Source organism: Pseudomonas sp. H1_A03 (assembly GCF_054685145.1).
Genome location: NZ_CP162829.1, coordinates 2,139,183 through 2,160,837, shown reverse-complemented (window position 1 = coordinate 2,160,837; position 21,655 = coordinate 2,139,183). Strand labels below are relative to the sequence as shown.

Below are 21,655 nucleotides of genomic sequence, written 5' to 3'. Positions count from 1 at the left end.
GGCTTATCCCAGACGGTTTCGCAGCGCCGCCACGACGCTGTAGGTTTGATCTTTAACCCGCTCGGTCGGATCTCGCAGCGTCATCAGAATGCGTACACTGCGTATCAGGGACACATCGGCGGGACTCGAGTCGTAGCGCACGACCTCTGTTGATGCGGCTTTGGCAGCCACGCCAAAGCTGATATCGAATGCCTGCACGTTATCCACCAGCACTGCCTTGGCAGGGGCCGCAGGCGTGCTGACCTTCAATTGGCCCGCTTCGAAGATGTACGTGAGTTGGCGCAGTGCAAAACGGATCTGTCCGGGTGCAGGCACAGGGGAATTTCCGGCATACGCTTGGGCGCTGCCTGTGCAGTCAGACAGCACCGTCCAATCGGGTTTGCCACTCTCATTGCCGACATCCGCGGTCACCAGCGTGAGCGACCTTGCACCCGCCCCAGCACTCCAACTGACAGGCCGATCAAAGGCCGGAGGAGCGTTGTCGATAAACTCCGTGGCCAAACAGCCAAACATGCCCGCCTGACGGATATCCTGGCTCATCTTGCCCAGCACGAACCGCGCATCATCCTGCAGCATCATGGCGGCCTGCTGGCTGTCGTGGGTGGTCCTGGAATTGACCGCCACCTGGCTGACCCCTAGCACCAGCACCAAGCCCATCGCCAAAGCCAACAGCAATTCCACCAAGCTGAAACCCCGAGTGCGACGCCTCATTGCGTCACCCCCGGCTCATCACTGACGCGACTGGTCAGAATGAATGTTTCCCGAGCACCCGGGCTGTTAGCGCCTCGACTGTCATCCCAACTGATACTGACAGTGGCTTCGTTTGCACTGATCGACACCGCGCCTTTGGCGCTCTCCCCGGCGAAGCCGAGAATATTCGCCTCGAAATCATGCAGGTCCTGGTCGCGCACGCTGCCGGTAGCGCTGCCCGCCGGGGCACGCTCGGACCGCTCCCATGCGTAGTCGGCAGCGGAATTGGCGCGGATTCGGTCGAGCATGTCGTAGGCAATGAAACTGGCCTGGCTGGTCATCCTGGCACTGTCGGTGTACTTCAGCGCATTGAGCTGGATCACCGCCGCACCCAACAGCCCGATGGCGAGAATAAGCACCGCGACCAACACCTCGATCAGCGTCATGCCGCGTTGGTGCCGGAGTAAGGCGTGGGGAGAACTGGTGTTGGGACAGGCAAGCATTACCGTCGTCATCCGTGTCGAAGGCCGAAAAGAAAGCAGCTGAAATCTGCTGTACGGCCCAAGACTAGCGTCGGTTTTTCGCCCGCGCTGCTCCCGGAACAAAGCGAAATACTTTGGACATAAAGGCCACCATCCAGCGCCACAGCACGGGCGCTATACCTATGGCTGTACTCAAATCCATGGAGGGATGGCATATGCAACAACGAGGTTTCACCCTGATTGAACTGCTACTCGGACTGATCGTGAGCAGCATCCTGGCTAACCTGGCAGTGCCCAGTTTCAAGAGCCTGCTGGAATCACAGCAACGACATAGCGCAGCGCAGTCCTTGGCGGGAGGGCTGCGCTACGCACGCACCGAAGCCGTCGCACGCAACCGGGCGGTGGTCATTCACGCGCTGGACGAAGACTGGAGCCGGGGTTGGCGGGTGATCGTGGATGAGAGCGGACGCGGCCACTTGGACGATAAAAACCCGGTATTGATGGAGCACCAGGACAGTGGGAAGGTCCCGATCGTGGGCAATGGGCCGCTCAAGAACCAGGTGCGCTTCAGCGGGCTGGGCGAGCCGATATTCTCAGGGGGAGGGTTTCGTGCCGGCACTGTGCATGTGTGTGCCTCGGACCAGGCACAGAGCCTGTATCAGGTCGTACTGGCGCCCAGCGGGCGCATCAGCCTGCGCAGCGACCGTGCCGAGCAGGCGTTGTGCCGGAGCTACTCCGGCACCCGGGCAATCAGAGCAGCGAGCGAACTCGCAGCTCCTTGGGCATGGAGAACGTGATGTTTTCTTCGCGACCCGCCAGTTCATCCGCACCGGTGGCGCCCCAGGCGTGCAACTGCTGGATAACGCCGCGCACCAGCACTTCCGGAGCCGAAGCACCCGCCGTGATACCAATGCGCTCGACGCCATCGAACCAGCTGCGCTGCATATCTTCGGCGCCATCGATCAGGTACGCCGGCGTTGCCATGCGCTCCGCCAATTCACGCAGGCGGTTGGAGTTGGAGCTGTTAGGGCTGCCGACCACCAGGACCACATCGCATTCATTCGCCAGTTGCTTGACCGCGTCCTGTCGGTTTTGGGTGGCGTAGCAGATGTCGTCCTTGCGCGGACCGCCGATGGCCGGAAAGCGACTGCGCAGCGCGTCGATAACGCGGCTGGTGTCGTCCATGGACAAGGTGGTTTGGGTCACGAACGCCAGGCGCTCAGGGTTTTGCACCTGAAGATTGGCAACGTCCTTTTCGTCTTCGACCAGGTAGATGGCCCCGCCATTGCTGGCGTCGTACTGGCCCATGGTGCCTTCGACTTCCGGGTGGCCGGCATGGCCGATCAGGATGCACTCTCGACCGTCACGGCTGTAGCGCGCGACTTCGATGTGCACCTTGGTAACCAACGGGCAGGTGGCATCGAAGACTTTCAGGCCACGGCCTGCCGCTTCGGTACGCACGGCCTGGGAAACACCGTGGGCGCTGAAGATGACGATGACGTCGTCCGGCACCTGGTCCAGCTCTTCGACAAAGATGGCACCGCGCGCGCGCAGGTCCTCGACCACGAATTTGTTGTGGACGACTTCATGGCGCACGTAAATCGGCGGCCCGAAGACTTCCAGGGCGCGATTGACGATTTCGATCGCCCGGTCCACACCGGCGCAGAAGCCACGGGGGTTGGCGAGTTTGATTTGCATGCTGTGCCTCGTGTCTTGCCCTGCAAGAAATTAGATCAACACAGCCCTTGGGGAAACCGACTCCTGTGGGAGCTGGCTTGCCTGCGATAGCATCACCGCGGTGTAGTCGATACACCGAGTCGTCTGCATCGCAGGCAAGCCAGCTCCCACACAAGCCAGCTCACACAGGAACCGCTTCTGTCAGTTTAAAGCGCTTTAACGCTGAAGATTTCAACGTCAAAGGTCAAGGTTTTACCGGACAGCGGGTGGTTGAAGTCGATGGTCACTTGCGCGTCATCAAAGGTTTTCACCACGCCGGGCAGCTCGGTATTCGCCGCATCGTTGAAGATCACCAGCAGGCCTTCCGACAGGTCCATGTCCTGGAACTGCGAACGCGGGATGATTTGCACGTTTTGCGGGTTGGGCTGGCCAAAGGCGTTTTCCGGCAGGATCTGCAGGGTACGCTTGTCACCCGCCTTGAAGCCGAACAGGGCCGCTTCGAAACCCGGTAGCAGGTTGCCGTCGCCCACCTTGAAGGTAGCCGGGGCTTTGTCGAACGTGCTGTCGACCGTGTCGCCGTTCTCAAGGCGCAGTGCGAAATGCAAGGTGACTTCCGTGTTCTGGCCGATGCGTTGCTCAGCCAATACCTGATCAGTCATTGACGGTCTCTCCGGTTTTCTTACTTTTGAACATGTCCAACGCCAGCATGATTGCACCGACGGTGATGGCACTGTCGGCAAAATTGAACGCCGGGAAATACCAACGGTTCTGCCAATGCACCAGAATGAAGTCGATCACATGGCCCAAGGCAATGCGGTCGTACAGGTTGCCCAGCGCGCCACCCAACACCAGAGCCAAGGCAATCGCCAACCAGGTGTCATCGCGACCCAGACGCTTGAGCCACACGACCAGCACTGCACTGACCACCAACGCGATCACGGCGAACAGCCAGCGCTGCCAGCCGCCACCATCAGCGAGGAAGCTGAAGGCGGCGCCAGTGTTGTAGGCCAGGGTCCAGCTGAAGTAATCCGGGATGACTACGATCTGCTGGAACATTTCCAGGGTACCCTCGAAATGAGCCTTGCTGACCTGGTCAATGACCAGCACCAGCAAGCTCAGTACGAGCCAACCCAGACGTCCGAAACGGCCGGTTGCGTTAGGCATAGTGGCGAACCTCACCAGCACCGCTGATGTTGTCGACACAACGACCGCAGATTTCCGGATGCTCAGGATTCACGCCAACGTCTTCACGGCAGTGCCAGCAACGGGCGCACTTCGCGAAAGCCGACTTGACCACTTTGAGCTTGAGGCCCGGGACTTCGGTGGCAACCGCGTCTGCCGGAGCCTGGGCAAACGGTGCCAGGCTCGCGGTGGAGGTGATCAGCACGAAGCGCAGTTCGTTGCTCAGCTTGGCCAGGTCGGCGGTCAAGCCTTCCTCGGCAAACAGGGTGACTTCGGCTTGCAGGTTGCCACCGACGGCCTTGGCCGCACGTTGCACTTCCAGCTCCTTGTTCACCGCAACTTTGACGGCCATTACGCCTTCCCAGTACTCGCGGCCCAGTTCGAAGTCGGCCGGCAGTTCGGTCAGGCCTTCGTACCAGGTGTTGAGCATCACGGACTCGTTACGCTCGCCCGGCAGGTATTCCCACAGTTCGTCGGCGGTGAACGCCAGGATCGGCGCGATCCAGCGCACCAGCGCTTCGCTGATGTGGTACAGCGCAGTCTGCGCCGAGCGGCGTGCCTTGCTGTTGGCGCCGGTGGTGTACTGGCGATCCTTGATGATGTCGAGGTAGAAACCACCCAGCTCCTGCACGCAGAAGTTGTGGATCTTCGAGTAGACGTTCCAGAAGCGGTATTCGCCGTAGCTCTCCTGCAACTCACGCTGCAGCAACAGGGTACGGTCCACAGCCCAACGGTCCAGGGCGAGCATGTCCTCGGCCGGCAGGATGTCGGTGGCCGGGTTGAAGCCGGTCAGGTTCGACAGCAGGAAGCGTGCGGTATTTCGGATACGGCGGTAGGCATCGGCGCTACGAGCCAGGATCTGGTCCGACACAGCGATCTCGCCCGAATAATCGGTCGACGCTACCCACAGGCGCATGATGTCGGCGCCCAAGGTGTCGTTGATCTTTTTCGGTTCGATCACGTTTTTCAGCGACTTGGACATCTTGCGGCCCGTCTCATCGACGGTGAAGCCGTGGGTCAGCAGTTCGCGGTACGGCGCGTGGTCGTCGATGGCGCAACCGGTCAGCAGCGACGAGTGGAACCAGCCACGGTGTTGGTCCGAACCTTCCAGGTACAAGTCGGCACGCGGGCCGGTCTCGTGGCCCATCGGGTGCGAACCGCGCAGGACGTGCCAATGGGTGGTGCCGGAGTCGAACCACACGTCGAGGGTGTCGCTGATCTTGTCGTACTGCGGCGCTTCATCGCCCAGCAGTTCGGCGGCGTCCATTTTGAACCAGGCTTCGATGCCTTCCTGTTCAACGCGCTGGGCAACGATTTCCATCAGTTCAACGGTACGTGGGTGCAGCTCGCCGCTTTCCTTGTTCAGGAAGAACGGGATTGGCACGCCCCAGTTACGCTGGCGGGAGATGCACCAGTCCGGACGATTGGCGATCATCGAGTGCAGGCGCGCCTGGCCCCAGGCCGGGACGAACTTGGTTTCTTCGATAGCCTTGATCGCGCGATTACGCAGGGTGTCGCCGCGGGTCGGCTCTTTGTCCATGCCGATGAACCACTGCGCGGTGGCGCGGTAGATCAGCGGAGTCTTGTGGCGCCAGCAATGCATATAGCTGTGCTGGATGGTGGCGGTTTGCATCAGCGCACCGACTTCACGCAGCTTTTCGATGATCGCTTGGTCGGCCTTGAAGATAAACTGGCCGCCGAAGAACTCCAGCGACGGCACGTAGACGCCGTTGCTTTGCACCGGGTTGATGATGTCGTCGTTGACCAGGCCGTACTTCTTGCAGATCACGAAGTCGTCCACGCCGTAGGCAGGCGAGCAGTGAACAACGCCCGTACCCGAACCCAGTTCGACGTAGTCAGCCAGGTACACCGGCGACAGGCGGTCATAGAACGGGTGACGGAAGTTGATCAGTTCCAGCGCTGCGCCGGTGGTGGTGGCGATCACCGAACCTTGCAGTTCGTAACGCGCCAGGCAGGCTTCGACCATTTCTTCAGCCAGCACGAGCAGGCGGTCACCGACATCTACCAGGGCGTAGGTAAATTCCGGGTGCACGTTCAGCGCCTGGTTAGCCGGGATGGTCCACGGGGTGGTGGTCCAGATCACGATGGCAGCCGGCTTGCTCAGGCTTGCCAGGCCGAAAGCCTGGGCCAACTTGGCGTCGTCGGCGATCGGGAAGGCCACGTCGATGGTCGAGGACTTCTTGTCTTCGTACTCGACTTCCGCCTCAGCCAGGGCCGAACCGCAATCGAAGCACCAGTTCACGGGCTTGAGGCCCTTGAACACGAAACCGCCCTTGACGATTTCGGCCAAGGCGCGGATTTCACCGGCCTCGTTCTTGAAGTTCATGGTCTTGTACGGGTTGTCCCACTCGCCCAACACGCCCAGGCGGATGAATTCGGACTTCTGCCCTTCGATCTGCTCGGTGGCGTAGGCACGGCACAGTTCACGGGTTTTATCCGCGCCCAGGTTCTTGCCGTAGGTCACTTCGACTTTGTGTTCGATCGGCAGGCCGTGGCAGTCCCAACCCGGAACATACGGCGCATCGAAGCCCGACAGGGTCTTCGAGCGCAGGATCATGTCCTTGAGAATTTTGTTCAGCGCATGACCGATGTGAATCGTGCCGTTGGCATAAGGAGGGCCGTCGTGCAGGACGAACTTCGGACGATCCTTGCCAATTTCGCGCAACTTTCCGTACAGGCCAATACTGTCCCAGCGCTGCAGGATCTGCGGTTCGCGCTGTGGCAGGCCGGCCTTCATTGGGAAGGCGGTGTCCGGAAGGTTTAGCGTGGCTTTATAGTCGGTCATTTAAGGCTCTTCGGTTAGCGATGGGCGCTAGGTGCGGCTAGTGCACGGGCGGCGGCGACATCCGCATTGATCGCCGTTTTCAACGCCTCAAGGGAGGCGAAACGCTGCTCTTCACGCAGCTTCTGGTGGAAAACCACCGTCAAACGCCGGTCATACAGATCACCGGCAAAATCCAGCAGGTGTACTTCCAGGTGGGCCTTGCCATCACCTGCAACCGTGGGCCTGACGCCTATGTTGGCGACTCCCGGCCACGCTTGGCCATCAATGTCGACACTCACCAGATACACCCCGGTCAGTGGCACACGACGACGCTTGAGTTGCACGTTGGCGGTTGGCGTGCCCAATTGGCGCGCCAGCTTCTGGCCGTGCAGGACCCGTCCGGCAATGCGGAACGGACGGCCGAGCAAACGCTCGGCCAAGGCGAAGTCGGCAGCAGCCAGGGCGTTACGCACCTGGGTGCTGCTCACGCGCAGGCCGTCCAGTTCGACGGTTTGCGCGGCTTCGACGGTAAACCCCTGGTTGGCACCGGCCTGTAGCAGGAAATCGAAATCCCCGACGCGGTCGCAACCAAAGCGGAAGTCGTCACCGACCTCCAAATGCTGCACACCCAGGCCATCGACGAGGATGCGGTCGACGAACTCGGCAGCGCTCAGGCTTTGCAAGCGCTGGTTGAAAGCCAGGCAGAGGACGCGGTCTACACCCTCTTCCGCCAGCAGTTGCAGCTTGTCCCGCAGGCGGGCAAGACGCGCCGGCGCTGTCTCGGGCGTGAAGTATTCCCGCGGCTGCGGTTCGAAAATCACCACGCAGCTGGGCACGCCCAACTCGACTGCGCGCTCGCGCAGCCGGGCCAGGATAGCCTGGTGGCCACGGTGAACACCGTCAAAGTTGCCAATAGTGGCGACGCAGCCCCGATGTTCAGGGCGCAGGTTGTGGAGACCTCGAACCAGCTGCATAACGCGCTTCTTGCTCATAAAGTGGTCGATTATAACCACACCCGGCCCCGGACGACAGGCAACAGCACAGGCCAAATGGATCGAATCGATAAAACAACCGTTTTATCGCGGCAAACTCTCTAGCTCAATGACTTGCGATTGAAATCCCGCAAGCGGAAGCCTTGCAGCAGCAACATCCCGAAGTACACCACCACGCCGGCGACTACCAGCACGCCAAGGCGCATAAAGCGCTGCAGCATGTGGCCCTCGTCCCAGGCGGGCATATAGTGCATCAAGCCCAGCAGCACGGCCGACATCACCGCCACCGCTACCAGCAGCTTGAGGGCAAACAGGCCCCAACCGGGCTGCGGCTGAAACATTTGCTGCTTGCGCAACTGGTAAAACAACAGTCCGGCGTTGATGCACGCACCGACGCTGATCGCCAGCGCCAGGCCGGCATGGGCCAACGGGCCGATAAACACCAAGTTGAGCAGTTGCGTGACGACCAAGGTGAAAATGGCGATTTTCACCGGTGTACGAATGTTTTGCTGGGCGTAGAAGCCTGGTGCCAGCACCTTGATCACGATAATGCCAAGCAACCCGACGGAATAGGCGACCAGTGCGTACTGCGTCATCAATGCATCATGGGCGTCGAATTGGCCGTATTGAAACAGCGACACGGTCAACGGCTCGGCCAGGATCCCCAAGGCCAGGGCACACGGCAGCACCAGCACAAAGCACAGGCGCAGGCCCCAATCGAGGATGCGCGAGTACTCCTGACGGTCCTTGCTGGCATAAGTGCGCGCCAGGGTCGGCAACAAAATCGTGCCCAGCGCCACACCCAGCACGCCGGACGGCAATTCCATCAAGCGATCGGCGTAGTACATCCACGACACCGAACCGGACACCAGCAGCGAAGCGAACGCCGTGTTGATAATCAGGGAAATCTGGCTGACCGACACACCGAGAATCGCCGGCAACATATTGCGCATCACACGCCAGACGCCGGTGTCCCTGAGGTTCAGGCGTGGCAATACGAGCATGCCGATCTTTTTCAGGTGCGGCAGCTGGTAGAGCAATTGCACCAGGCCGCCGGCCAGTACTGCCCAACCCAGTGCCATTACCGGAGGATCGAAGTACGGCGTGAGGAACAGCGCAAAGATGATCATGCTGACATTCAGCAGGGTCGGCACGAAGGCCGGCACCGAGAAGCGGTTCCAGGTATTGAGGATCGCCCCGGCCAGCGATGAAAGGGAGATCAGCAATATATAAGGAAAGGTCACCCGCAGCAGGTCAGTGGTCAGCGCGAATTTTTCTGGTGTATTGGCGAAACCCGGGGCTGTGGCCCAGATGACCCAGGGAGCAGCAAGCATGCCGAGCACGGTCACCAGCATCAGCACCAGGGTCAACAGGCCCGAGACATAGGCGATAAAAGTGCGCGTCGCTTCCTCACCCTGCTGGGTCTTGTATTCCGCCAGGATGGGCACGAACGCTTGGGAAAACGCGCCCTCGGCGAAGATCCGCCGCAGCAGGTTGGGCAATTTAAAGGCAATAAAGAAGGCATCCGTGGCCATGCTGGCGCCGAAAATGCGCGCCAGCAGGGTGTCACGCACAAACCCCAAAACCCGGGAGATCATTGTGATAGAGCTGACGGCGGCCAGCGATTTGAGCAGATTCATTGAAAGAGTTTGCGCCTATAGATAAACAGCAGGCGAAAGAAGCGCCCACTTATGCGATACTGCGCGCCTGCAACAGCACAGAGCCAAAGCTCGCGAGTTTACAGGTCAAGCGCCGGAAATAAATCACCCGCCTCTTCAGATCGACCACTCAGCAGTTCGCATCAGCCGCTCTTGACAACACATCAAGTCATCGGCATGATTCGCGGCCTATTTTGTTTGCTATTTCCTAAAAAGTCTTTCGAGGAGCTCGACGGTGGCCAACACACCTTCCGCCAAAAAACGTGCAAAACAGGCTGAGAAGCGTCGCAGCCACAACGCCAGCCTGCGTTCCATGGTTCGTACCTACATCAAGAATGTAGTTAAGGCCATCGACACCAAAGACGCTGAAAAAGCCCAAGCTGCTTACGTTCTGGCTGTGCCAGTTATCGACCGTATGGCCGATAAAGGCATCATCCACAAGAACAAGGCCGCTCGTCATAAGAGCCGCCTGAATGGCCACATCAAGGCTCTGAGCGTTCCTGCTGCAGCCTAAGTGGTAACAACTGCAACGCAACCCAGGTTGTGAAACAGTTAAGAAATGCCCCGTACCGAAAGGTCCGGGGCATTTTTGTTTGCGCCCGATATGTGGAGTGCGCAGATCAAAATGTGGGAGCAGTGTATTTTCGAGCACAAAAAAAACGCCCCGAACCAGTCGGGGCGTTTTTGCTACCAGCTGATCAATGCATCAATCAGTGGTGATGACCACCTTCACCGTGGACATGGCCGTGAGCCACTTCTTCCTGGGAAGCGTCGCGGATGGCAACGATCTTCACTTGGAAGTTCAGGCGCTGGCCAGCCAGAGGGTGGTTGCCGTCGACGGTAACGTCGTCGCCGTCCAGGTCACGGATGGTGACGATCTGCATTTGGCCGTCCGGCGCGGAGGCGTGGAACTGCATGCCTACTTCCAGTTCGTCAACGCCTTCGAACATGCTGCGGCTCAGCGTGCTGACCAACTCGGCCGAGTATTCGCCGTAGGCATCTTCAGGTTCTACGGCAACGGTCAGCTCATCACCAACTTGTTTGCCTTCCAGGGCCTTTTCCAGGCCTGGGATGATGTTACCTGCGCCTTGCAGGTAGACCAGCGGCGCGCCGCCGGCGGAGCTGTCGATGACCTCACCAGCGTCGTTGGTCAGGGTATAGTCGATGGAGACAGCCTTGTTAGCGGCGATCGTCATGGGGCGAGACCTTTTGCATAAGAATGAAGAACGGACAAGTCTAAACAAGGATTTGCCCGAAAGCGAACAGAACCCGGACGGACGGGGTCAGACAAGCCACTCGACGATCACCGGTTTTCATCAGGATGAAGACCGGCACTGGGTTGCCGAGCTGTCCTGCGGCCACACCCAGCACCTGCGCCACCAGCCGCCCTGGCAGTCGCGCGCGTGGGTGCTTGACCGCGCGCAACGTATTGAAAAAATAGGCCAGCCCTTTGCCTGCGGCTGGTGTGCGCAAGCGCACGAATAACGATAACCTTGGCATCTGATTCCCGGTAGACGCTCAGCCATAGAGCGCCACCCAAGCCATGCAACTCCAGAGAATTCGCATGCAAACTTTTTTTATCGCGCCCACCGATTTTGGTGTGGGTCTGACCTCCATCAGCCTTGGGCTGGTGCGCACCCTTGAGCGAGCCGGGCTGAAAGTCGGCTTTTTCAAACCGATTGCCCAACCACACCCGGGCGACACTGGCCCTGAGCGCTCCACCGAACTGATAGCGCGCACCCACGGCCTCAAGCCACCACAACCCCTGGGCCTGGCCCATGTCGAGCGGATGCTCGGCGACGGCCAGCTCGACGAGTTGCTGGAAGAAATCATCACGCTGTACCAACAGGCCGCAGTGGGCAAGGACGTGCTGATCGTCGAAGGCATGGTGCCGACCCGCAGCGCCAGCTATGCCGCGCGGGTCAACCTGCACCTGGCCAAGAGCCTGGATGCGGAAGTGATCCTGGTCTCCGCCCCGGAAAACGAAGTGCTCACCGAACTCTCCGGCCGCGTGGAATTGCAGGCCCAACTGTTCGGCGGCCCGAAAGACCCGAAAGTACTCGGCGTGATCCTTAACAAGGTGCGCACCGACGAAAGCATGCAAGCCTTCTCCGCGCGCCTCAAGGAACATTCGCCCCTGCTGCGCAGCGGTGATTTCCGCCTGCTCGGCTGCATCCCCTACCAGCCGGAACTCAACGCCCCACGCACCCGCGACGTGGCCGACCTGATGGGCGCGCAGATCCTCAACGCCGGCGACTACGAAACCCGCCGCATGACCAAGATCATCATCTGCGCCCGCACCATGCGAAATACCGTGGAGCTGCTCAAGCCCGGCGTGCTGGTGGTAACCCCCGGCGACCGCGACGACATCATCCTCGCCGTCAGCCTGGCCGCAATCAACGGCGTGCCGCTGGCCGGCCTGTTGCTCACCAGCGACACCCTGCCCGACCCGCGCATCATGGATTTATGCCGAGGCGCGTTCCAGGCCGGCCTGCCGGTGCTGTCGGTGAGCACCGGCTCCTACGACACTGCCAACCAGCTCAACAGCCTCAATAAAGAAATCCCCATCGATGACCGCGAGCGCGCGGAAATCATCACCGATTTCGTCGCCAGCCACCTCGATGCGCGCTGGCTGCACCAGCGTTGCGGCACGCCGCGGGAGATGCGCCTGTCGCCGGCGGTGTTCCGCTACCAGTTGATCCAGCGCGCCCAGGCCGCCAACAAACGCATTGTGTTGCCGGAAGGCAGCGAACCGCTGACCGTACAAGCCGCCGCTATCTGCCAGGCACGCGGCATTGCTCGCTGCGTGTTGCTGGCCAAGCCGGCGGATGTGGAAGCGGTCGCCCGCGCCCAAGGCATCGAATTGCCCGAAGGCCTGGAGATTCTCGACCCGGACCTGATCCGCCAGCGCTACGTGGAACCGATGGTCGCGCTACGCAAGAGCAAGAGCCTCAACGCGCCGATGGCCGAGCAGCAACTGGAAGACACCGTGGTGATCGCTACCATGATGCTCGCTCTGGATGAAGTGGACGGCCTGGTTTCCGGCGTTATCCACTCCACCGCCAATACCATCCGCCCTGCCCTGCAGTTGATCAAGACCGCACCGGGTTGCACGCTGGTGTCGTCGGTGTTTTTCATGCTGTTCCCTGAGCAGGTGCTGGTGTACGGCGACTGTGTGATGAACCCGCACCCGAGCGCTGCCGAACTGGCGGAGATCGCCCTGCAAAGCGCTGATTCGGCCGCTGCTTTTGGCATCACGCCGCGCGTGGCGATGATCAGCTATTCCAGCGGCGACTCCGCCAGCGGCGAGGAAGTGGAGAAAGTCCGTGAAGCCACCCTGCTCGCCCATGAGCAACAAAGCTCGCTGCTGATCGACGGCCCACTGCAATACGATGCCGCGGCTAACGAAACCGTGGCCCGCCAACTGGCCCCCGACAGCCTGGTTGCCGGCAAGGCCACGGTGTTCGTGTTCCCCGACCTGAACACCGGCAACACCACCCACAAAGCGGTACAACGCAGCGCCGATTGCGTGAGCCTGGGGCCGATGCTCCAAGGCCTGCGCAAACCGGTCAACGACCTGCCGCGTGGCGCTCAGGTGGACGACATTGTGTACACCATCGCGCTCACCGCGATCCAAGCCGCCAACCGACCTATGGATATCTAAATGCTGGATTTTCTACCTGCCGCCGTGCGCGGGGTGATCGCATCGCTGTTGCTGGCGCTGAACACGATCCTGCTGTGCTCGTTCTTGTTTATCGTCGCGCTGTTCAAGGCGCTGCCGTTTGCCAAGGGTTTCAGCGAATGGCTGATGAACCACACGCATGAGGCCTGGGTCACCAACAACAAGGGCTGGATGAACCTGGTCCGGCGCACGCGCTGGCACCTTAAAGGCCTGGAAAGCTTGGATTACCAGCACTCGTACCTGGTGACCAGCAACCACCAGAGCTGGGTCGACATCATGGTGCTGCAATATGTGCTGAACCGTCGGATCCGCCCGCTGAAGTTCTTCCTCAAGCAGGAGCTGATCTGGGTGCCGGTAATCGGCCTGGCGTGGTGGGCGCTGGGCTTTCCGTTCATGAAGCGCTACACCAAGGCTTATCTGGAAAAACACCCGGAGAAAAAGGGCAAGGACCTGGAAACTACGCGCAAGACCTGTGCGAAGTTTCGCGACAACTCGGTGGGAATTTTCAACTTTGCCGAAGGCACGCGGTTTACCCCCGGCAAGCATGCGCAGCAGAACTCGCCGTTTCGCTACCTGCTCAAACCCAAGGCCGGTGGTATCGCGTTTGTGCTGGATGCGATGGGTGAGCAGTTGAAGTCATTGGTCAACGTGACCATTCACTACCCTGCCGGACGCCCTGGGTATTGGGATTTGCTGTGCGGGAATGTGAAGGACGTGGTGGTGCAGTTTGAAGAGGTGCAGATCCCGGCTGAGTTCATTGGAAAGAATTATGAGCAGGATGGGGAGTATCGGTTGGCGTTCCAGGGGTGGATCAATCGGTTGTGGGAAGAGAAGGATCAGTTGCTCGCTAAATTGCACACAGATTTCCCAGACAACCGATGATCAAAATGTGGGAGCGGGCTTGCTCGCGAAGGCGGTGGATCAGTTACCTATGTATTGGCTGACACTCCGCATTCGCGAGCAAGCCCGCTCCCACATTTTTGACCGCACTCCGACTGAAGAATGTAAAAAGCCCGCCACCGATTGCTCGGTGGCGGGCTTTTTTGTGGCGGCGAGGCTTAGATCGCGCCGCGCTGACGCAACAACTCCAGCACTTGCTTGACGCTGTCTTCCAGCGACAGGGCCTGGGTGTCGATGACCAGATCGGCATTCAACGGCACGTCATACGGGAACGACTCGCCAGGGATGTTATCCCCGCCCGCCGCGTACAAGCCTTGCGGGTCACGCTCGGCGCACACCAGCGGTGACGCTTGCACGTAGACCGTCAGCAGACGGTCGCCGCCGATCAGCGCCTTGGCCTGTTCACGGCCTTCGGCATCCGGTGCCACAAACGCGGCCAGGGTCAGCAGGCCCGCTTCGTTGAACTGACGCGCCACGTGAGCGGCACGACGCCAGTTCTCGGTGCGCCCGGCACGGTCCTGCGGCAAGCCCTTGTTCAGGTCGTGACGCAGGTTCTGGCCGTCCAGTACAAACACCGCACGGCCCATGTCGAACAGCTTGCGCTCAACCGCGTAGGCCAAGGTGCTCTTGCCTGCGCCGGACAGGCCGCTGAACAACACGGTGGCCGGCTGCTGGCCGAAGCGCAGGGCACGCTCTTCGGTGGCCACGTGGGCCAGCTTGCCGTGCTGCGACGCGCTGCCGTGAGTGACTGGCGGTGCGATGATCATGCCCGCGGCCACAGTGCCGTTGGTCAAGCGGTCGATGACGATGAACGCACCGGTCGTGCGGTTGCTGTCGTAACCGTCCAGGGCGATGGCCGCGTCGAGGCTGACCTTGACCCGGCCAATCTCGTTCAACTGCAGCGAACTCGCCGGGCCTTCGGCCAGGGTGTTCACATCCACACGGTGCACGATGCTGGTGATGGAACCCGGCACGTAGCTGGTGGCGCGCTTGATGTCGTATTTCTTGCCCGGCAGCATCGGTTCTTCGGCCATCCACACCAGCATGGCGTCGAAAGCGTCGGTCACTTGCGGCACGTTGTCGGCATGTACCAGCAGGTCGCCACGGGAGATATCGATCTCGTCTTCCATGGTCAGCGTCACCGCTTGACCAGGGCCGGCGTGTTCCAGCTCACCTTCAAAGGTGACGATGGATTTGACGCGGCTGCTCTTGCCCGACGGCAACACCACGACTTCGTCGCCCTTGTGCACGATGCCGCTGGCCAGGGTGCCGGCGAAACCACGGAAGTTCAGGTTCGGCCGGTTGACGTACTGCACCGGGAAACGCAGGTCGGTGTAGTTGCGGTCGTTGGCGATCTCGACGGTTTCGAGGATCTCCATCAGCGACTGCCCGGTGTACCAGGGCGAACGCTCGCTCTTGTTGACCACGTTATCGCCCTTGAGCGCCGACATCGGCACGAAGGCCATGGTGCTCGGCTTGAAGGCGATGCCATCGGCAAACTTCAGGTAATCGGCCTTGATCGACTCGAATACGCTTTGGTCAAAGCCATTGATGTCCATCTTGTTGACGGCGATCACGATGTGCTTGATGCCCAGCAACGAGGCGATATAGCTATGGCGACGGGTCTGGGTCTGCACGCCGTAGCGGGCGTCGATCAGGATGATCGCCAAGTCACAGGTGGACGCACCGGTGGCCATGTTGCGGGTGTACTGCTCATGGCCGGGGGTGTCGGCGATGATGAATTTGCGCTTGGCGGTAGAGAAGTAGCGGTAGGCGACATCAATGGTGATGCCTTGCTCACGCTCAGCCTGCAGGCCGTCGACCAGCAACGCCAGGTCGACGTCGTCACCGGTGGTGCCGGACTTCTTCGAATCGCGGGTGATGGCTTCCAGGTGATCTTCGTAGATCATCTTGGAGTCGTGCAGCAGGCGCCCGATCAGGGTGCTCTTGCCGTCGTCGACGTTGCCGCAGGTCAGGAAGCGCAACATTTCCTTGCGCTCGTGCTGGCCCAGGTAAGCGAGGATGTCCTCGCTGATCAAATCAGATTGATGCGACATGACAGCCCCTTAGAAATAGCCTTGACGTTTTTTATCTTCCATCGAGCCTGCGCCATCGTGGTCGATGACACGGCCCTGGCGCTCGGAAGTTCGCGTCAGGAGCATTTCCTGAATGATGTCCGTCAGCGTCTCGGCTTCGGATTCCACCGCGCCCGTCAACGGGTAGCAGCCAAGGGTACGGAAACGGACTTTCTTTTTGACGATTCGGGCTTTGTCTTCGTCGGACAGGTGCTCGAGGATGCGGTCGTCGTCGATCATGATCAACGTGCCGTTCTTCTCGATCACGTCGCGCTCGGCGGCGAAGTACAGCGGTACGATCGGGATGCCTTCCAGGTAGATGTACTGCCAGATGTCCAGCTCGGTCCAGTTGGACAGCGGGAACACGCGGATGGACTCGCCCTTGTTGACGTTGCCGTTGTAGACGTTCCACAGCTCCGGGCGCTGGTTTTTCGGGTCCCAGCGGTGCTTGCTGTCGCGGAACGAGTACACGCGCTCTTTGGCACGGGATTTCTCTTCATCGCGACGGGCACCGCCGAACGCTGCGTCGAAACCATGCTTGTCCAGGGCCTGCTTGAGGCCTTCGGTCTTCATGATGTCGGTGTGCTTGGCGCTGCCGTGGGTGAACGGGTTGATGCCCTGCGCCACGCCATCCGGGTTGATGTGGGTGATCAGGTCCAGGCCAAGCTCTTCGACCATTTTGTCGCGGAACGTGTACATTTCCTGGAATTTCCAGCGGGTGTCGACGTGCATCACTGGGAATGGCAGTTTGCCCGGGAAGAAGGCCTTGCGTGCCAGGTGCAGCATCACGGCGGAGTCTTTACCGATCGAGTAGAGCATCACCGGGTTGTCGAACTCGGCGGCGACCTCGCGGATGATGTGGATGCTTTCCGCCTCCAGCTGTTTCAGATGCGTCAGTTTGTCGACCATGGTTACTCACGGAAAAACGATCTTGTGGACGGCCAGCGGGCCGTGTTCGAGCGGGGCATGCTAGCACAGCACCTGCTTCTATTCAGGGCGCCAGCTAGATCGAAACGGTATATGAATATGCCCCATAGTTTGGCTTGGAATGCGGCCAAGTGTGGGAGCTGGCTTGCCTGCGATGCGGGCACCGCGGTCAGTCAGGTAAACCGCAGCGATGCTATCGCAGGCCCGCCAGCTCCCACATTTGTTTAGCGGCATTCTTCAGATCGGATTGGGGCAATCGATGAAGAGATGTTCCAACGCGAAGCGCCGCGCCAGGTAATCGCCCAGCGCCTGTACACCATAGCGCTCAGTCGCATGGTGGCCCGCGGCGATGAAGCTGATGTCGTTTTCGCGGGCGCTGTGGAAGGTTTGTTCCGAGGCCTCGCCGCTCAGGAACAGATCGACGCCGACAGCAATCGCGTTGTCGATATAGCCCTGGCCACCACCGGTGCACCAGCCGACGCGGCGGATCATTTCGCTGCCTTCGATCAACAGCGGCTCGCGCCCCATGACTTCTTGCACCCGGCGGGCAAAGTCGCGGGCCGACAGGGGCTCGGCAAGGGAGCCGACCAGGCCGACGACTTTGGGGTTGTTCGGGTCCAGTGGGCCTTCGACGGTGATGTCGAGCTGACGCGCCAACTGCACGTTGTTGCCGACGTCGGGGTGCAGGTCCAGTGGCAGGTGGTAGGCCAACAGGCTGATATCGTGCTTGAGCAGCGTCTTCAAGCGGCGCTGTTTCATGCCGGTGATACAAGGGTTTTCGCCTTTCCAGAAATAGCCGTGATGCACCAGGATCAGGTCGGCTTGGGCTTCGACCGCCGCGTCCAGCAGGGCTTGGCTTGCGGTCACGCCGCTGACGATGCGCATCACCTGCGGGCGGCCCTCGACCTGGAGGCCATTGGGGCAATAATCGGCAATTTTTGCGCTGCCGAGGTAGCGGTCTGCTTCCTCGACGAGGGTGGTAAGGGGGACGGCCATAAAAGACTCCTAAATATCCCGTTCGAAGGCGCTCGCAGCCTCGTATAATGCGCGACATTATGGGCGCTCTCCCGCCCCCTGCAACCTGTCAGGACTTACTTGATGCTCAAGGCGCTGCGTTTTTTTGGATGGCCATTGTTGGCTGGCGTGCTGATCGCGATGCTGATTATTCAGCGTTTCCCCGAGCTGGTGGGTCTACCCAGCCTTGATGTGAACCTGCAACAGGCGCCGCAAACCAACGCGGTTGTGCAAGGTCCGGTGACTTATGCCGATGCGGTGGTTATTGCCGCCCCTGCCGTGGTTAACCTGTACACCACCAAGGTCATCAACAAACCGGCGCATCCACTGTTTGAAGACCCACAGTTCCGCCGCTATTTCGGTGACAACGGGCCCAAGCAACGCCGCATGGAATCCAGCCTGGGTTCCGGGGTGATCATGAGCCCGGAAGGCTACATCCTCACCAACAACCACGTGACCACCGGCGCCGACCAGATCGTCGTGGCCCTGCGTGACGGCCGTGAAACCCTGGCGCGCGTGGTGGGCAGCGACCCGGAAACCGACCTCGCGGTCCTGAAGATCGATTTGAAAAGCCTGCCCTCCATCACCCTCGGCCGTTCCGACGGCTTGCGGGTAGGTGACGTGGCGCTGGCCATCGGCAACCCGTTCGGGGTGGGCCAGACCGTGACCATGGGCATTATCAGCGCCACCGGGCGAAACCAGTTGGGGCTTAACAGTTACGAAGACTTCATCCAGACCGACGCCGCGATCAACCCGGGCAACTCCGGCGGTGCACTGGTGGATGCCAATGGCAACCTGACCGGCATCAACACGGCGATTTTCTCCAAGTCTGGCGGTTCACAGGGCATCGGGTTTGCGATCCCGGTGAAGCTGGCGATGGAAGTGATGAAGTCAATCATCGAACACGGCCAAGTGATTCGCGGGTGGTTGGGCATTGAAGTACAGCCATTGACCAAGGAACTGGCCGAGTCGTTTGGCTTGACCGGGCGCCCAGGCATCGTGGTCGCGGGGATCTTCCGCGATGGCCCGGCGCAGAAAGCCGGCCTGCAGCTGGGCGATGTGATCCTCAGCATCAACGGCGAACCGGCAGGCGATGGCCGCAAGTCGATGAACCAGGTCGCGCGGATCAAACCGACCGACAAGGTGGCGATCCAGGTGATGCGCAACGGCAAAGAGATCAAGCTGCTGGCAGAAATAGGCCTGCGCCCACCGCCCGCGCCGGTTAAAGAAGAGGAATAAGCCGACTCATCCGGGTGTCCGTTCGCGGGCACCTGTAAGCTTATGTTTCAAAGCAATCCATTCTCATTGGTCATGTTATATTGTTTCAATATCGCTATTGGAACGCTCTATCATGCCGTCTCGAAAAATCGTGCCCTTGGCTGGCCTGGCCTTAGGCTTGCTGCTCGACCCCGCTTTCGCTGAAGAAAACACCCTGGAACTCGACACCATCAGTGTCACCACCGACGCCTATGAATCCGCCACCGGCCCGGTCAAAGGCTACCGCGCCACCCGCTCCGCCAGCGCGACAAAAACCGACACTGCCATTCGTGACATCCCACAATCCATCAGTGTGATTCCCGCCACAGTGCTCAAGGACCTGGGCAGTAACAACGTGGAACGCGCCTTGGAATTCGCCGGCGGCGTGTCCAAGCAAAACAACTTCGGCGGCCTCACCCTCTACGAATACAGCGTGCGCGGCTTCACCACGTCAGAGTTCTACCAGGACGGCTTCAGCGCCAATCGCGGCTACCCGAGCACACCGGATACGGCCAATATCGAACGCATTGAAGTGCTCAAGGGTCCCGCCGCCAGCCTGTATGGGCGTGGCGACCCCGGCGGCACAGTGAATATCGTCACCAAGAAGCCCCAACCGGAAGCCTTCACCACCGTGCAAACCAGCGCCGGCAGTTGGGACCGCTACCGCACCGCCGTGGATGTGAACACCCCGCTGGACAGCGAAGCCAACGTGCTATCGCGGGTCAACCTGGCCGTGGAAGACAACCACAGCTTCCGCGATCACGTGCAGAGCAAGCGGGTATTCGTCGCGCCCTCGTTCAGTTGGCAACTGGACCCGGACACGAGCTTGCTGGTGGAAAGCGAATTCGTCCGCCACAGCTCTACCTTCGACCGCGGCATCGTCGACGCCAGTGGCGTATCACGCTCCACCTTCCTCGGCGAGCCCAACGATGGCGACATCGACAACCACAACAACCGCATCCAGGCCACGCTGGAACATCACCTCAGCGATGCCTGGAAACTGCGCCTGGCCAGCCACTACAAACAAGGCAGCCTGTGGGGCGACGCTTCGGAAAACCGCACACTGAATCCCGACGGCCACACTATCAACCGCCGCTATCGCGAACGCTCCATGGGTTGGCACGACAGCATTACCCAGCTTGAACTGCGTGGGTTGTTCGACATTGGCAGCTGGCAGCATGAGCTGCTGGTCGGCACTGAATACGAGGACTACCGCAAGAAGGAGCGCGTGACGGCTATCGGCGGCAGCGACTATGCCATCGATATCTATAACCCGGTCTACGGCAAGGCCAAACCCAACGGCGTGCGCTCCGGCACCGACTTCTTCGAGCAGACCAAAAGCCAGGCATTGAACCTGCAAGATCAGATCATCTTCACCGATCGCTTGCGCGGTATGGTTGGCGCGCGCTTCGAGCATTTCGAACAAAGCACCGACGACTTCACACGCAATCACGCCAAGAGCCGGCAAACCCACGACGCATTTACCCAACGCGCTGGCCTGCTCTACCAGCTAACGCCCGAAGTCGGCGTGTTCGCCAACGCCTCTACCTCGTTCAAACCCAACAGCGGCCTGGATGCCAACGGCAGAACCTTCAAGCCGGAAGAAGGCGTGGGTTATGAAGTGGGGATCAAGAGCGAGCTGTTCGACGACCGCCTCAGCGCCACCCTCGCCGCGTTCCATATCGAAAAGGAAAACGTGCTGGCCCTGGACCCTGCCACCAACCTGAATCGCGCCATGGGCAAAGCGCGCAGCCAGGGCCTTGACCTGCAACTGACCGGGCAGGTGACCGATGCCGTACGCGTGATCGGCGCCTTTGCCTACATCGACGCCGAAGTCACCAAGGGCGACAAAGCCATTCCAGCCGGCAGCCGGATTCTCGGCGTGGCCAAGCGCAGCGGCAGTTTGTTGGGGGTGTATGAGTTTCAGGATGGCGCGTTGCGGGGTTCGGACCTTGGTGCGGCGTTCACTTATGTAGGGGATCGCTCTGGTGAGGCAGGTACGCGTTTCGAGCTACCCGCCTACCACACCGTCGATTTGCTGGCCCATTACAAGGCTACGAAGAACGTCACCGTGGGCTTGAACCTCAACAACTTGTTTGATGAAAAGTACTACGAGCGGTCCTACAGCAGCTATTGGATCAACCCCGGTGAACCGCGCAATCTCACGGTTAGCCTGACCCTTAACCTGTAAACACGGTAAAAAATGTGGGAGCGGCGGTGCGACGATTCGACTTGCTCGCGAATGCGGTGTGTCAGTCAACACATCTGTAACTGAAGCACAGCATTCGCGAGCAAGTCGAATCGTCGCACCGCCGCTCCCACACTTAGACCGCG

General features: G+C 60.3%; 19 protein-coding genes. 7 read left to right on the top strand and 12 right to left on the bottom strand.

Annotation, left to right across the window (positions count from 1 at the left end):
- Nucleotides 1-3 precede the first annotated feature (3 nt).
- Together AB4O35_RS09870 and pilV are read right to left on the bottom strand one after the other, a co-directional pair.
- The gene (locus AB4O35_RS09870) at nucleotides 4-711 is read right to left on the bottom strand and encodes a PilW family protein (RefSeq protein WP_065879641.1); all 708 of its coding nucleotides are present in this window, start codon (nucleotides 709-711) and stop codon (nucleotides 4-6) included.
- Nucleotides 708-1,193: a type IV pilus modification protein PilV gene (gene pilV, locus AB4O35_RS09865; protein ID WP_065946188.1), complete on the bottom strand. Its 486-nt coding sequence runs from the start codon at nucleotides 1,191-1,193 to the stop codon at nucleotides 708-710. Before pilV ends, AB4O35_RS09870 begins: the two co-directional genes overlap by 4 nt.
- A gap of 194 nt (nucleotides 1,194-1,387) precedes the next feature.
- Between pilV and AB4O35_RS09860 the strand changes: the two genes are divergently transcribed.
- Nucleotides 1,388-1,969, top strand: a complete 582-nt coding sequence (locus tag AB4O35_RS09860; protein WP_065946189.1) for a GspH/FimT family pseudopilin — start codon at nucleotides 1,388-1,390, stop codon at nucleotides 1,967-1,969.
- On the opposite strand, the gene ispH is transcribed toward AB4O35_RS09860, so the two are convergent.
- The 6 genes from ispH to murJ form a co-directional block, all read right to left on the bottom strand.
- Nucleotides 1,923-2,870 carry a 4-hydroxy-3-methylbut-2-enyl diphosphate reductase gene (gene ispH / locus AB4O35_RS09855; RefSeq protein ID WP_049710073.1) on the bottom strand — a complete coding sequence of 316 codons (948 nt, stop codon included), beginning with the start codon at nucleotides 2,868-2,870 and terminating at the stop codon, nucleotides 1,923-1,925. The genes AB4O35_RS09860 and ispH overlap by 47 nt on opposite strands.
- Nucleotides 2,871-3,055: 185 nt before the next feature.
- Entirely contained in the window at nucleotides 3,056-3,493 is a 438-nt protein-coding gene (locus tag AB4O35_RS09850) for an FKBP-type peptidyl-prolyl cis-trans isomerase (protein WP_175403053.1), read from the bottom strand.
- Nucleotides 3,494-3,500: 7 nt separating this feature from the next.
- Nucleotides 3,501-4,013 (bottom strand): signal peptidase II, encoded by a 513-nt coding sequence (gene lspA / locus AB4O35_RS09845; RefSeq protein WP_049710075.1) that lies wholly within the window; start codon nucleotides 4,011-4,013, stop codon nucleotides 3,501-3,503.
- A complete protein-coding gene (gene ileS, locus AB4O35_RS09840; protein ID WP_065875171.1) occupies nucleotides 4,006-6,837 on the bottom strand; it encodes an isoleucine--tRNA ligase in 2,832 nt (943 codons plus the stop codon). The genes lspA and ileS overlap by 8 nt, the downstream gene beginning before the upstream one ends.
- Before the next feature lie 14 nt (nucleotides 6,838-6,851).
- Nucleotides 6,852-7,790, bottom strand: a complete 939-nt coding sequence (gene ribF, locus AB4O35_RS09835) for a bifunctional riboflavin kinase/FAD synthetase (protein WP_065875172.1) — start codon at nucleotides 7,788-7,790, stop codon at nucleotides 6,852-6,854.
- Between the two features lie 119 nt (nucleotides 7,791-7,909).
- Nucleotides 7,910-9,448: a murein biosynthesis integral membrane protein MurJ gene (gene murJ / locus AB4O35_RS09830; protein ID WP_065946190.1), complete on the bottom strand. Its 1,539-nt coding sequence runs from the start codon at nucleotides 9,446-9,448 to the stop codon at nucleotides 7,910-7,912.
- Nucleotides 9,449-9,701: 253 nt separating this feature from the next.
- Here murJ and rpsT point away from each other — a divergent pair, with 253 nt between their 5' ends.
- On the top strand, nucleotides 9,702-9,980 hold the full coding sequence (gene rpsT, locus AB4O35_RS09825) for a 30S ribosomal protein S20 (protein ID WP_003188401.1): 279 nt from the start codon (nucleotides 9,702-9,704) through the stop codon (nucleotides 9,978-9,980).
- 196 nt (nucleotides 9,981-10,176) lie between these two features.
- Here the strand turns inward: rpsT and AB4O35_RS09820 are convergent, their stop codons facing one another.
- A complete protein-coding gene (locus AB4O35_RS09820) occupies nucleotides 10,177-10,662 on the bottom strand; it encodes an FKBP-type peptidyl-prolyl cis-trans isomerase (protein ID WP_012722137.1) in 486 nt (161 codons plus the stop codon).
- Here AB4O35_RS09820 and AB4O35_RS09815 point away from each other — a divergent pair.
- From AB4O35_RS09815 to AB4O35_RS09805, 3 genes are all read left to right on the top strand, one after another.
- Complete coding sequence (locus AB4O35_RS09815; RefSeq protein ID WP_139113245.1) at nucleotides 10,661-10,951, top strand: DUF3565 domain-containing protein; 291 nt, start codon at nucleotides 10,661-10,663, stop codon at nucleotides 10,949-10,951. The genes AB4O35_RS09820 and AB4O35_RS09815 overlap by 2 nt on opposite strands.
- Nucleotides 10,952-11,030: 79 nt before the next feature.
- Nucleotides 11,031-13,130, top strand: a complete 2,100-nt coding sequence (gene pta, locus AB4O35_RS09810) for a phosphate acetyltransferase (protein ID WP_065875175.1) — start codon at nucleotides 11,031-11,033, stop codon at nucleotides 13,128-13,130.
- A complete protein-coding gene (locus tag AB4O35_RS09805) occupies nucleotides 13,131-14,030 on the top strand; it encodes an acyltransferase (RefSeq protein ID WP_065875176.1) in 900 nt (299 codons plus the stop codon).
- A 176-nt stretch (nucleotides 14,031-14,206) separates the two neighbouring features.
- On the opposite strand, the gene cysN is transcribed toward AB4O35_RS09805, so the two are convergent.
- From cysN to AB4O35_RS09790, 3 genes are all read right to left on the bottom strand, one after another.
- The gene (cysN, locus tag AB4O35_RS09800; protein ID WP_065875177.1) at nucleotides 14,207-16,105 is read right to left on the bottom strand and encodes a sulfate adenylyltransferase subunit CysN; all 1,899 of its coding nucleotides are present in this window, start codon (nucleotides 16,103-16,105) and stop codon (nucleotides 14,207-14,209) included.
- 9 nt (nucleotides 16,106-16,114) lie between these two features.
- Nucleotides 16,115-17,032 (bottom strand): sulfate adenylyltransferase subunit CysD, encoded by a 918-nt coding sequence (gene cysD, locus AB4O35_RS09795; RefSeq protein ID WP_065875178.1) that lies wholly within the window; start codon nucleotides 17,030-17,032, stop codon nucleotides 16,115-16,117.
- A gap of 255 nt (nucleotides 17,033-17,287) precedes the next feature.
- On the bottom strand, nucleotides 17,288-18,046 hold the full coding sequence (locus AB4O35_RS09790) for a Nif3-like dinuclear metal center hexameric protein (protein ID WP_065875179.1): 759 nt from the start codon (nucleotides 18,044-18,046) through the stop codon (nucleotides 17,288-17,290).
- A 102-nt stretch (nucleotides 18,047-18,148) separates the two neighbouring features.
- Between AB4O35_RS09790 and algW the strand changes: the two genes are divergently transcribed.
- Both algW and AB4O35_RS09780 read left to right on the top strand, forming a co-directional pair.
- Nucleotides 18,149-19,303 (top strand): Do family serine endopeptidase AlgW, encoded by a 1,155-nt coding sequence (gene algW / locus AB4O35_RS09785; protein WP_065875180.1) that lies wholly within the window; start codon nucleotides 18,149-18,151, stop codon nucleotides 19,301-19,303.
- 112 nt (nucleotides 19,304-19,415) lie between these two features.
- Complete coding sequence (locus AB4O35_RS09780; protein ID WP_065946191.1) at nucleotides 19,416-21,512, top strand: TonB-dependent siderophore receptor; 2,097 nt, start codon at nucleotides 19,416-19,418, stop codon at nucleotides 21,510-21,512.
- The last annotated feature ends 143 nt before the right edge of the window (nucleotides 21,513-21,655 follow it).

What these genes read in the sequence shown, in the direction of transcription:
- AB4O35_RS09870 (WP_065879641.1), bottom strand. Translation starts at nt 711, where the DNA reads ATGAGGCGTCGCACTCGGGGTTTCAGCTTGGTGGAATTGCTGTTGGCT.
- pilV (WP_065946188.1), bottom strand. Translation starts at nt 1,193, where the DNA reads ATGCTTGCCTGTCCCAACACCAGTTCTCCCCACGCCTTACTCCGGCAC.
- AB4O35_RS09860 (WP_065946189.1), top strand. Translation starts at nt 1,388, where the DNA reads ATGCAACAACGAGGTTTCACCCTGATTGAACTGCTACTCGGACTGATC.
- ispH (WP_049710073.1), bottom strand. Translation starts at nt 2,870, where the DNA reads ATGCAAATCAAACTCGCCAACCCCCGTGGCTTCTGCGCCGGTGTGGAC.
- lspA (WP_049710075.1), bottom strand. Translation starts at nt 4,013, where the DNA reads ATGCCTAACGCAACCGGCCGTTTCGGACGTCTGGGTTGGCTCGTACTG.
- ileS (WP_065875171.1), bottom strand. Translation starts at nt 6,837, where the DNA reads ATGACCGACTATAAAGCCACGCTAAACCTTCCGGACACCGCCTTCCCA.
- ribF (WP_065875172.1), bottom strand. Translation starts at nt 7,790, where the DNA reads ATGCAGCTGGTTCGAGGTCTCCACAACCTGCGCCCTGAACATCGGGGC.
- murJ (WP_065946190.1), bottom strand. Translation starts at nt 9,448, where the DNA reads ATGAATCTGCTCAAATCGCTGGCCGCCGTCAGCTCTATCACAATGATC.
- AB4O35_RS09815 (WP_139113245.1), top strand. Translation starts at nt 10,661, where the DNA reads ATGGGGCGAGACCTTTTGCATAAGAATGAAGAACGGACAAGTCTAAAC.
- AB4O35_RS09820 (WP_012722137.1), bottom strand. Translation starts at nt 10,662, where the DNA reads ATGACGATCGCCGCTAACAAGGCTGTCTCCATCGACTATACCCTGACC.
- pta (WP_065875175.1), top strand. Translation starts at nt 11,031, where the DNA reads ATGCAAACTTTTTTTATCGCGCCCACCGATTTTGGTGTGGGTCTGACC.
- AB4O35_RS09805 (WP_065875176.1), top strand. Translation starts at nt 13,131, where the DNA reads ATGCTGGATTTTCTACCTGCCGCCGTGCGCGGGGTGATCGCATCGCTG.
- cysN (WP_065875177.1), bottom strand. Translation starts at nt 16,105, where the DNA reads ATGTCGCATCAATCTGATTTGATCAGCGAGGACATCCTCGCTTACCTG.
- cysD (WP_065875178.1), bottom strand. Translation starts at nt 17,032, where the DNA reads ATGGTCGACAAACTGACGCATCTGAAACAGCTGGAGGCGGAAAGCATC.
- AB4O35_RS09790 (WP_065875179.1), bottom strand. Translation starts at nt 18,046, where the DNA reads ATGGCCGTCCCCCTTACCACCCTCGTCGAGGAAGCAGACCGCTACCTC.
- algW (WP_065875180.1), top strand. Translation starts at nt 18,149, where the DNA reads ATGCTCAAGGCGCTGCGTTTTTTTGGATGGCCATTGTTGGCTGGCGTG.
- AB4O35_RS09780 (WP_065946191.1), top strand. Translation starts at nt 19,416, where the DNA reads ATGCCGTCTCGAAAAATCGTGCCCTTGGCTGGCCTGGCCTTAGGCTTG.